This window comes from Actinomadura sp. NPDC000929, assembly GCF_040492065.1.
In the GTDB taxonomy this organism is placed as follows: Bacteria; Actinomycetota; Actinomycetes; order Streptosporangiales; family Streptosporangiaceae; genus Spirillospora; species Spirillospora verrucosospora.
The window spans coordinates 1-9838 of record NZ_JBEUPA010000222.1; the positions used below are offsets into that span (position 1 = coordinate 1).

The following is a 9838-nucleotide window of genomic DNA, read 5'->3' on the forward strand; positions in this document are numbered from 1 at the left end:
CGCGGGCGGGCCGCGGGGGGGGGGGCCGCGCACGTTACCCCCCCCCCCCCCGCCGTCGCCGAGCTGGAACGCCGCTACCTCGCCCGGGAGGGCTTCGACGTCGAGATCGAGGCCGACCCCGCGCGGGCGCCCGCCGCCGCCCGGCGCCGGCGCCCCGACGTCGTCGTCCTCGACCTGTCCACCACCGCGCTGCCCGTCGACCTGTACCGGCGCGTCGCCGACACCGTCCGGCCCGCGCCCGTCGTCGCCGTCACCGGGCCCCTCGACCCGATGATCGAACGCGCCCTCGGCGACCACCGCGTCGAGCGGCCCTTCGGGCCCCGCGTCCTCGTCGCGGCCGTCGCCGAGGCCCTGCGCGCCGGCGCGCCCGCCCAGGCGCCCGGCCCCCTGCGCGCCGGCCGCGTCGCCCTCGAACCCCGCGACCGGGCGGCCCTCGTCGGCGAACGCCGCGTCGCCCTCACCGTCACCGAGTTCGACCTCCTCGAATTCCTGATGGCGAACCCCGGCCGCGTCTTCACCCGCGAGCAGCTGCTCGACGCAGCATGGGGGCCCGGCGCCGGCGCCGGAAGCCGCACCGTCGACGTCCACGTCGCCCAGCTGCGGGCCAAGCTCGGCGAAGGCAACCCCATCAGGACGGTGCGCGGCGTCGGCTACGTCCTGGACGCCTAGGGTGGACGGCGTGACTCGCGCGCGCCCACAAGCGTTGCTGCCGCACGCGGCCGTGCTCGCCGGGGTCGCCGGCGGGGTCCTGGTGATCGCGCTGCGGGCGGACCCCAACGAGCCGGGGCACTACCCAGGCTGCCCCTTCCTGACGCTGACCGGCTACTACTGCCCCGGGTGCGGGATGACGCGGCTCGTCTACGCGCTCGCGCACGGGCACGCGGGCACCGCGTTCGGCCTCAACCCGCTGCTCTTCGTCCTGCTGCCGGTCTTCGGCTACCTGTACGCGCGGTGGACGGTCAGGACCGCGCAGGGGCTGCCCATGCGGTCCGCGCTGTTCAAGCCGGCCGTCGCGTATTCGTTCGTCGGCCTTCTCATCGTCTACTGGATCGCGCGCAACCTGCCGTTCGCGCACGTGCTCGCGCCCTGACGCGCGCGGCCCGGCCGGCGGGGAGACCGCACGGCCCTCCCGGGTGCGGGACGCGTCGGAGGGGGCGGCTACGATCGGTGCACGGAACGACCTGAAATAGGGGGCCTGCGACCTTGAGCGTTTTGGACGAGATCATCGAAGGCGTCCGGGCCGATCTCGCCGACAGGCAGCGCGAGGTCCCGCTCGACGCCCTCAAGGAGCGGGCGGCGAAGGCCCCGGCCCCGAGGGACGCGCTCGGCGCGCTGCGGGGGCAGGGCGTCTCGGTCATCGCCGAGGTCAAGCGCAGCAGCCCGTCCAAGGGCGCGCTCGCCGCGATCGCCGACCCCGCCGCGCTCGCCCGCGACTACGAGGCCGGCGGCGCCAAGGTGATCAGCGTGCTGACCGAGCGGCGCCGGTTCGGCGGCAGCCTGGCCGACCTCGCCGAGGTCCGCGCCAACGTCGACGTCGCCCTCCTGCGCAAGGACTTCATCGTCACCTCCTACCAGCTGTGGGAGGCGCGGGCCGCGGGCGCCGACATGGCGCTGCTGATCGTCGCCGCGCTGGAGCAGGACGCGCTGGTCTCGCTGGTCGAGCGCGCCGAGTCGATCGGGCTCGTCCCGCTCGTCGAGGTGCACACCGAGGAGGAGGCGGCCCGCGCGGTCGACGCCGGCGCCAAGGTCATCGGCGTGAACGCCCGCGACCTGCGCACGCTGCAGGTCGACCGCGGCGTGTTCGCCCGGGTCGCGCCCCTCATCCCCAAGGACGTCGTGAAGGTCGCCGAGTCCGGGGTGCGGGGCCCGCACGACCTGCTCGCCTACGCCTCCAGCGGCGCCGACGCGGTGCTGGTCGGGGAAAGCCTCGTGATCGGCAAGGACCCGCGCGCCGCGGTCGCCGACCTCGTCGCCGCCGGCGCCCACCCGGCGCTGCGCCAGAGCGGCTGAGAAACCCCCGCGACGAGTGGATAGGGTTACGGGCATGCAGGTCGAACCGCTCCGGGAGCGATGGCGGGGCTAGTCCAGGACCCCAGTGACCGGATCAGCCGCTTCTCCCACGACAGGACGCGTTTTCTCATGACCATGGACACCGCCGCGCGCGGTGCTGAAGCCCTGCCCGACGCCACGGGCCACTTCGGCCCCTTCGGCGGGCGCTTCGCCCCCGAGGCCCTCATGGCGGCCCTGGACGAGCTCGCTCGCGAGTTCGAGACCGCCAAGAACGACCCGGCCTTCGTCGCCGAGCTGGAGGACCTGCTCGCCGGCTACGCGGGCCGTCCCAGCCTGCTGACGGAGGCCCGGCGCTTCTCCGAGCACGCGGGAGCCCGGGTGCTGCTCAAGCGCGAGGACCTCAACCACACCGGCTCCCACAAGATCAACAACGTGCTCGGCCAGGCGCTGCTCACGCGGCGGATGGGCAAGTCCCGCGTGATCGCCGAGACCGGCGCCGGCCAGCACGGCGTCGCCACCGCCACCGCCGCGGCCCTGCTCGGCCTGAGCTGCACCGTCTACATGGGCGAGGTCGACACCGAGCGGCAGGCCCTCAACGTCGCCCGGATGCGGATGCTCGGCGCCGAGGTGGTCCCCGTCCGGACCGGCAGCCGCACCCTCAAGGACGCCTGCAACGAGGCGTTCCGCGACTGGGTCGCCAGCGTCGAGGACACCCACTACTGCATCGGCTCGGTGATGGGCCCGCACCCGTTCCCGGTGATGGTCCGCGACTTCCAGCGCGTCATCGGCGTGGAGGCCAGGCGGCAGTGCGTGGAGATGACCGGCGCCCTCCCGGACGCCGTCGTCGCCTGCGTGGGCGGCGGCTCCAACGCGATCGGCACCTTCCACGCGTTCGTCGGCGACGAGTCCGTCCGGCTGATCGGGTTCGAGGCGGGCGGCGAGGGCGTCGCCACCGGCAAGCACGCCGCGACCCTCGTCGGCGGCTCCCTCGGCGTCATCCACGGCATGCGGACCTACCTGCTGCAGGACGAGGACGGCCAGACCCTGGAGACCCACTCGATCTCGGCCGGGCTCGACTACCCCGGCGTCGGTCCCGAGCACTCGTGGCTGCACGAGACCGGCCGCGCCGAGTACCGCGAGATCACCGACGCCGAGGCGATGGAGGCGTTCGCGCTGCTGTGCCGCACCGAGGGCATCATCCCGGCGATCGAGTCCGCGCACGCGCTCGCCGGCGCGCTCAAGGTCGGCAAGGAGCTCGGCCCGGACGCCACGATCGTCGTCTGCCTGTCCGGACGGGGCGACAAGGACATGCACACGGCCGCCGCCTTCTTCGGCCTGATGCCCGAGGGAGAGAACGCGTGAGCGCCCGGATCGCCTACGACAAGGCCAGGGCCGACGGGCGCGCCGCCCTCGTCGGATACCTGCCCGCGGGGTTCCCCAGCTACGAGGGCGCCGTGCAGGCGGCCAGGACGATGGTGGACGCGGGCTGCGACGTCATCGAGATCGGCCTGCCCTACACCGACCCGATGATGGACGGCCCCACCATCCAGGACGCCGTCCACCGGGCGCTCGTCGGCGGCGTCCGCGTCGCCGACGTGTTCCGCACGGTCGAGGCCGTCGCGGCCACCGGCGTCCCGGTCCTCGTGATGACGTACTGGAACCCGGTCGACCACTACGGCGTCGACCGGTTCGCCCGCGACCTCGCCTCCGCCGGCGGATCCGGCCTGATCACGCCCGACCTCTCGCCCGAGGAGGCCGGGCCGTGGCTGGAGGCGTCCGACGCCCACGGCCTCGACCGCGTGTTCCTCGTCGCGCTCAGCTCCACCGACGAGCGCATCGGGACGATCACCCGGGCGTGCCGCGGCTTCGTCTACGCGGCCTCGCTGATGGGCGTCACCGGCGCCCGCTCCGCCCTCGACACCGGCGCCCAGCGGCTGGTCGAGCGGACCCGCGCCGTCGTGGACGAGGACGGCACGGGCCTGCCGGTCGGCCTCGGCCTCGGCGTCGGCACCGGCGCCCAGGCCGCCGAGGTCGCCGGGTTCGCCGACGGCGTGATCGTCGGATCGGCGTTCATCCGCCGCCTGCTGGACGCCCCCGACCTCGCCTCCGGTCTCGCCGGGGTCCGGGAGCTCACCGAGGAGCTCGCCGCGGGCGTGCGGCACGTCCGCTGATCATTCCGGACAGCCCGGGGCGTCCGCGCGGGACCGGCGAAACCCGGCTCCGCCCGGACGTCCCGCCAGGTCGCGGGAACTCGCCGCGCCCTCACCCGAGTTGAAGGCTTGTGGGACCGCCGGCAGCCAATAGGGTGTGGTCGCCGGCACAGGCGGTCCCGGGAGGAACACGATGACGCAAGAGATGACGGTGAAGAGCCGGGCCGGGGCCGTGCGGCAACCGCTGCCCCCCGCGTGGCTCCAGATCACGGCGTGGGTGCTGACCCTCGCCGGGTTCGGCATCTCCGTGTACCTCACGATCTCGCACTACGACGAGGGCGCCCTGGTGTGCTCGGCGTCCAGGACCGTCGACTGCCACGCCGTCACCACCAGCGAGTACTCCACCCTGGCGGGCCTCCCGATGCCGCTGTACGGCCTGGCGTTCTTCCTGGCGTTCGGCGCGCTGATGACGCCGTGGGCGCTGCGGTCGACCTGGCCGCCGCTGCGCTGGGGACGGATCGCGTCCGTCGCGGTGGGCGTGCTGTTCGTGGTCTATCTGGTGACCGTGGAGCTGGCGCTCCTGCACAAGATCTGCCTGTGGTGCACCGGCGTCCACGTCATCACCGTCCTGCTGTTCCTCCTCGTCCTGGCCGACGAATTCCGGCGGGTCGGCCAGGTCGACTAGTCTCGCCGTCGTAGCGCGCCGCACTCTGCCGGCGCGGGTCCGCACGCTATAGGAGAACCAATGAGCAAGGCCGCACGAGAGCGGTCCGCGAGGGAGCGCCTGGCCGCCGAGCGCAAGCGGCAGGCGGCGCGGGAGAAGCAGCGGCGGCTGCTCGCCATCGTCCTCGGGTCGGTGGTGGTCGTGGCGGTGGTCGTGGTCGCGACCGTCCTCATCATCGACCAGAAGAACAAGAACGGCCGGGCCGAGGTGCACCAGGGCGCGCTCGCCCCCGTCAGCCGCCAGGCCGACGGCTCCATCCTCATGGCGCAGTCCGGGGTGAGCAAGCCGGAACTGGAGATCTTCGAGGACTTCCAGTGCCCGATCTGCAAGCAGTTCGAGGCCGCCACCGGCAAGACCGTCCAGCAGCTCGCCCAGCAGGGCAAGGTCAAGGTCGTCTACCGGCCGTTCCACCTGTTCGGGCAGCAGAAGGACCCCGTCCGGATCAACTCGCTGCGCTCGGCCGAGGCGGCGCTGTGCGTGCCCGCCGGCCAGTGGGTCTCCTACCACGACGCGCTCTTCAAGTTCCAGCCCCCCGAGGGCGAGAAGGGCTTCTCGCCCGACGACCTCGTCAAGTGGGGCAAGGACGTCGGCGTCACCGACCCGAACTTCGAGAAGTGCGTGCGGGACGAGCAGAAGAAGTCGACGGTCGACGCGATGACCAAGTACGCCCTCCAGGACCGCGGCGTCCAGGGCACCCCGAGCGTCTTCCTGAACGGCAAGCAGCTCGACCAGACGCAGTTCATGAACCCCGCCGGGCTGCGGGCGGCGATCGACGCCGCGGCCGCCGCCAGCAAGTGACCGGCCGCGTCCAGGACGCCTGAACGCCGAAGCGCCACGCCGCGCCGTCCCCTCCCGGGACGGCGCGGCGTGGCGCTTTTCCGCCGTCCGGCGGGGCCTTGCCCGCTACTCTCGTAGACGCTCACCAACACGCAGAGTAGCGATCGGGGGATCGATGAGCGAGCAGGGCAGGGAACCGTCCGCGCGCAAGCGGCTCGCGGACGAACGGACGCGGGCCGCGGTCCGGCGCCGGCGCCGGCGGGCGCTGCTCGTCGCCCTCGGCGCCCTCACCGTGGCGGCGGTCGCGGTCGTGGTGGTCGTCGTCGCGCTGTCCCGGACCGGCGAGAAGCCCCTCCAGAACTCCTACAAGGGCGCGCTGGCGCCCGCCGCCCGCCAGCAGGACGGGTCGGTCGCCATGGCGCAGCCGGGGGTCTCCTCCCCGGTCCTGGACGTCTGGGAGGACTTCCAGTGCCCCGCGTGCAAGGCCATGGAGGAGCGGGTCGGCGCGACGATGAAGGAGCTCGCCGCGCAGGGCAAGGTCAGGGTCGTCTACCGGCCGTTCCAGCTCTTCCAGCAGGACCCGCTGATGTCGAACTCCCGGCGGGCCGCGAACGCCGCCGCCTGCATGCCCGCCGACCACTGGGTCGCCTACCACGACAAGCTCTACGCCGAGCAGCCGCCCGAGGGCGACACGGGCTTCTCCACCGGCGACCTCGTCAGGTGGGGCGAGCAGCTGGGGGTCACCGACCCCTCCTTCGGCGCCTGCGTCCGCGGCGACCAGAAGATCAAAACGGTGGACCAGGCGAGCGCCCAGGCCGGGCGGGCGGGCGTCGACGCGACCCCGTACCTCGCGCTGAACGGCAAGAAGGTCGGCAACGACGCCCTGGCCTCGCCGGACGACCTCAGGAAGGCCGTCGCGGAGGCCGGCGGCGGCACGCCCCAGCCGGGGAGCACGCAGTCCGGCGGCACGGCGGGGCGCTCCGGCGAGGGGGCCGCGATGATGACGATCTCGTCGCGGTCCTAGAGGAGGCGCGCGCTGTGCCCCGGAGGCGGTAACGTCAACGGTCATGCACCCGGTCGCCTACATACCGAGTCCCTCGCAGGGCGTCTGGCACCTCGGCCCCGTGCCGCTGCGCGCCTACGCCATCATGATCATCCTTGGCATCGTCGCCGCGGTCTGGCTGGGCGAGCGCCGCTGGGCCGCCAAGGGCGGCACCCCCGGCGTGATCATCGACGTGGCCGTGTGGGCGGTGCCGTTCGGCCTGGTCGGCGGGCGGCTCTACCACGTGGTCACCGACTACCAGCGCTACTTCGGGGAGGGCGGCGACCCGATCCGGGCCCTGGAGGTCTGGAAGGGCGGCCTCGGCATCTGGGGCGCCGTCGCGCTCGGCGCGGTCGGCGCGATCATCGGCTGCCGGCGGCGGGGGATCTCGGTGCTGGCGCTCGGCGACGCGGTGGCCCCGGGCATCGCGCTCGCGCAGGCGATCGGCCGCTGGGGCAACTACTGGAACCAGGAGCTGTACGGCCGCCCGCTGGACACCTTCTGGGCACTGAAGATCGACGAGAACCACCGGCCGATGCTGGACGGCGGGCCCGGCCTCGACCCCAAGTACGCCGACGTCGCCACCTACCATCCGACGTTCCTGTACGAGTCGCTGTGGTGCGTCGGCGTCGCGATCCTGGTGATCTGGGCCGACCGCCGCTACAAGCTCACGCACGGGCGCGCCTTCGCCCTCTACGTCGCCGCCTACACCGTCGGGCGCGGCTGGATCGAGGCGCTGCGCATCGACGACGCCCACCACGTCCTCGGGCTGAGGCTCAACGACTGGACGTCCATCGTCGTCTTCGCCGGCGCGGTCGCCTACCTGTACCTGGCCCGCGGGCGCACCGGCCCGGAGAACGTCGGCGCCCCGGCGTCGGCCGCGCCGTCCGCCGCCCCCGCCGCGGCGGAACCCGAGGAGCCGGACGGCACCACCGCCGTGGCCGCCGCGGGGCATGCGGACGAGGAACCGGCCGAGGAGCCTGCGGCGCAGGACGAGGTGGCCGAGGCCGCGGCCCCGGAGACCGAGGAGCCCGCCCCGGCGGCCGGGGAGCCGGAGGCAGCGCCCGAGGCGGACGGCGGGGAGCCGGAGGCGACGTCCTCCGAGGAGCCCGAGCCCGCCCCCGAGGCCCCCGAGGCCCCTGAGGAGGGTCCCGCACCGGAGGCGAAGGCCGACGAGCCGGCCGAGCCCGAGGCCGACCCCGAGCCCGAGCCCGAGCCCGAGAGCGACCCCGAGGCCGAGCCCGAGGCCGGGGCCCGCACCGAGACCCCCGCCGCCGAGGCGGAGGACGAAGCCGGGGAGAATGAGGCTGACGGTGCCACCGCCCACGACCGGGTGGAGAAGGGGGAGCCCGTCAAGGACGGGAAGTAGGAAACGGCGACGGTGTCCGACACAGATGAGAAGCACGGCGTGCGGCCGGAGCAGCACCACCAGCACCGGGACGTCACCGGCGGCTGGCTGCGGCCCGCGGTGTTCGGCGCGATGGACGGGCTGGTCTCCAACTTCGCCCTGATCGCCGGGGTCGCGGGCGGCCAGGCGACCCAGAAGGTCGTGCTGCTGGCGGGCCTGGCGGGGTTGGCGGCGGGTGCGTTCTCGATGGCGGCGGGGGAGTACATCTCGGTCGCCTCCCAGTCGGAGCTGGCGCAGGCGGAGATCGAGGTGGAGCGGCTGGAGCTGGCCCGCCACCCGGTGGCCGAGCAGCGGGAGCTGGCCGAGGTCTTCGAGGCGCGCGGCGTCGACCCCGAGACGGCCGCCGAGGTCGCGCGGCAGCTGTCGCGCGACCCCGAGGAGGCCCTGGAGGTGCACGCCCGGGAGGAGCTCGGGGTGACGCTCGGCGACCTGCCCTCGCCGGTCCTGGCGGCGGGCTCGTCGTTCCTGTCGTTCGCGGTCGGCGCGCTGCTGCCGGTGCTGCCGTACCTGCTGGGCGCGACCAGCCTGTGGCCCGCGGCGGGCATCGCGGCGCTCGGGCTCTTCTGCGCCGGGGCGCTGGTGTCGCGGATCACGGCCCGGGCGTGGTGGTTCGGCGGGTCGCGGCAGCTGCTGTTCGGCGCCGCCGCGGCGTTGATCACCTACGGGTTCGGCGCACTGATCGGCAGTAACGGGCTGTAGCCCCAAGGAATCTGGGCGAAACACCCTTTTGGCCGCGCGAGGGGGATCCGGACCGCTAAGCTCCGGGGCTGTGATCGAGGCTTCTGACACCGGTTCCGCCGAGGCCGCCGAGGGCCGCCGGCGGGACTTCTGGCCGGAGGACAAGTCCGGCCGCAAGCTCCCCAGTCCGAAGCTGCTGCTGGGCGCGGCCGCCGCGCTGGTCGCTGTGATCGTCGCGGTGGTCGCGGTGGTCCTGCTGACCGGCGGCGGCGACGAGGCGAAGCCGCAGCAGCGCGCGGTGCCGACCGCGTACGCGCCGGACTACCTCGGCGAGGGCTTCGCCAAGCTCGCCTCCCGCTCGAACGACCCCCGTCCGATCACCGAGGGCGAGGCGTTCTCCACCAAGACGCTCAAGTCGGGCAAGTACACGTTCACGCTGGCCGAGTCCCAGCTGAGCGCCGACTGCAAGACCGCCACCTGGGGCGGCCGGCTGCAGGGCGACCTCGCCAAGTACCAGTGCACCCAGATCGCCCGCGCGGCCTACGTCAGCGCCGACAAGAGGCACGTCGGCCAGTTCGCCGTGATCAACCTCGTGAGCGAGGAGGGCGTCAAGCAGATCCTCCGCGACCTGGAGCCGGCGACCGCCGCCGGCTGGGTGTCCCCGCTGCAGCCGAAGGGCGTCCCGGCATTCGGGCCGGGCTTCACCGCCGCCTACACCAAGACCTACGGCCACTACGCCGTGGTCACGTGGGTGGAGCGGGCCGGCGGCGCGCAGCCCGCCTCGCTGAACGAGATGATCGATGTGAGCCTGGCCATCGAGAACGCCGCCGACTTCCTGTACGGGCGCCTCGACCTGGTCTCCGGCGGGAAGACCGGGCAGTGATCCGGCCGGGTGCGGGCGCGCCGCCCGCCGGCGGCGAGTAGTCTGCGCGGTCGTGGATCCCGATGAGCACCGCCGCGGCGGCTCGGGGCGGCCTCCGGTGAGCCGCCCGGGCCGCCGGCAGCCTCCCGCGCGCCGGACCCCGCAGTCCCGGTCGGGCGGCCCGCGC

At 73.9% G+C, this 9838-nt stretch carries 11 protein-coding genes; all 11 read left to right on the forward strand.

The window, feature by feature from the left end:
* Nucleotides 1–669 (forward strand): response regulator transcription factor (locus ABWI04_RS39810; protein ID WP_502913216.1); only part of this gene is annotated, 669 nt, incomplete at its 5' end.
* A 10-nt stretch (nucleotides 670–679) separates the two neighbouring features.
* Entirely contained in the window at nucleotides 680–1090 is a 411-nt protein-coding gene (locus ABWI04_RS39815; RefSeq protein ID WP_353835638.1) for a DUF2752 domain-containing protein, read from the forward strand.
* A gap of 113 nt (nucleotides 1091–1203) precedes the next feature.
* Nucleotides 1204–2010, forward strand: coding sequence for an indole-3-glycerol phosphate synthase TrpC (gene trpC, locus ABWI04_RS39820; RefSeq protein ID WP_345175413.1), 807 nt, complete (start codon nucleotides 1204–1206; stop codon nucleotides 2008–2010).
* Nucleotides 2011–2139: 129 nt separating this feature from the next.
* Nucleotides 2140–3372 carry a tryptophan synthase subunit beta gene (trpB, locus tag ABWI04_RS39825; protein WP_353835639.1) on the forward strand — a complete coding sequence of 411 codons (1233 nt, stop codon included), beginning with the start codon at nucleotides 2140–2142 and terminating at the stop codon, nucleotides 3370–3372.
* Nucleotides 3369–4181, forward strand: coding sequence for a tryptophan synthase subunit alpha (trpA, locus tag ABWI04_RS39830; protein WP_345175408.1), 813 nt, complete (start codon nucleotides 3369–3371; stop codon nucleotides 4179–4181). Before trpB ends, trpA begins: the two co-directional genes overlap by 4 nt.
* 172 nt (nucleotides 4182–4353) lie before the next feature.
* On the forward strand, nucleotides 4354–4845 hold the full coding sequence (locus ABWI04_RS39835; protein ID WP_345175406.1) for a vitamin K epoxide reductase family protein: 492 nt from the start codon (nucleotides 4354–4356) through the stop codon (nucleotides 4843–4845).
* A 60-nt stretch (nucleotides 4846–4905) separates the two neighbouring features.
* A complete protein-coding gene (locus ABWI04_RS39840; RefSeq protein ID WP_345175404.1) occupies nucleotides 4906–5682 on the forward strand; it encodes a DsbA family protein in 777 nt (258 codons plus the stop codon).
* A 154-nt stretch (nucleotides 5683–5836) separates the two neighbouring features.
* Nucleotides 5837–6685 carry a DsbA family protein gene (locus ABWI04_RS39845; protein WP_345175402.1) on the forward strand — a complete coding sequence of 283 codons (849 nt, stop codon included), beginning with the start codon at nucleotides 5837–5839 and terminating at the stop codon, nucleotides 6683–6685.
* A 43-nt stretch (nucleotides 6686–6728) separates the two neighbouring features.
* Nucleotides 6729–8072, forward strand: a complete 1344-nt coding sequence (gene lgt / locus ABWI04_RS39850; protein ID WP_353835640.1) for a prolipoprotein diacylglyceryl transferase — start codon at nucleotides 6729–6731, stop codon at nucleotides 8070–8072.
* Nucleotides 8073–8084: 12 nt separating this feature from the next.
* Nucleotides 8085–8810, forward strand: coding sequence for a VIT1/CCC1 transporter family protein (locus ABWI04_RS39855; protein WP_353835641.1), 726 nt, complete (start codon nucleotides 8085–8087; stop codon nucleotides 8808–8810).
* A gap of 70 nt (nucleotides 8811–8880) precedes the next feature.
* Nucleotides 8881–9672, forward strand: coding sequence for a hypothetical protein (locus ABWI04_RS39860; RefSeq protein ID WP_345175398.1), 792 nt, complete (start codon nucleotides 8881–8883; stop codon nucleotides 9670–9672).
* Nucleotides 9673–9838 lie beyond the last annotated feature (166 nt).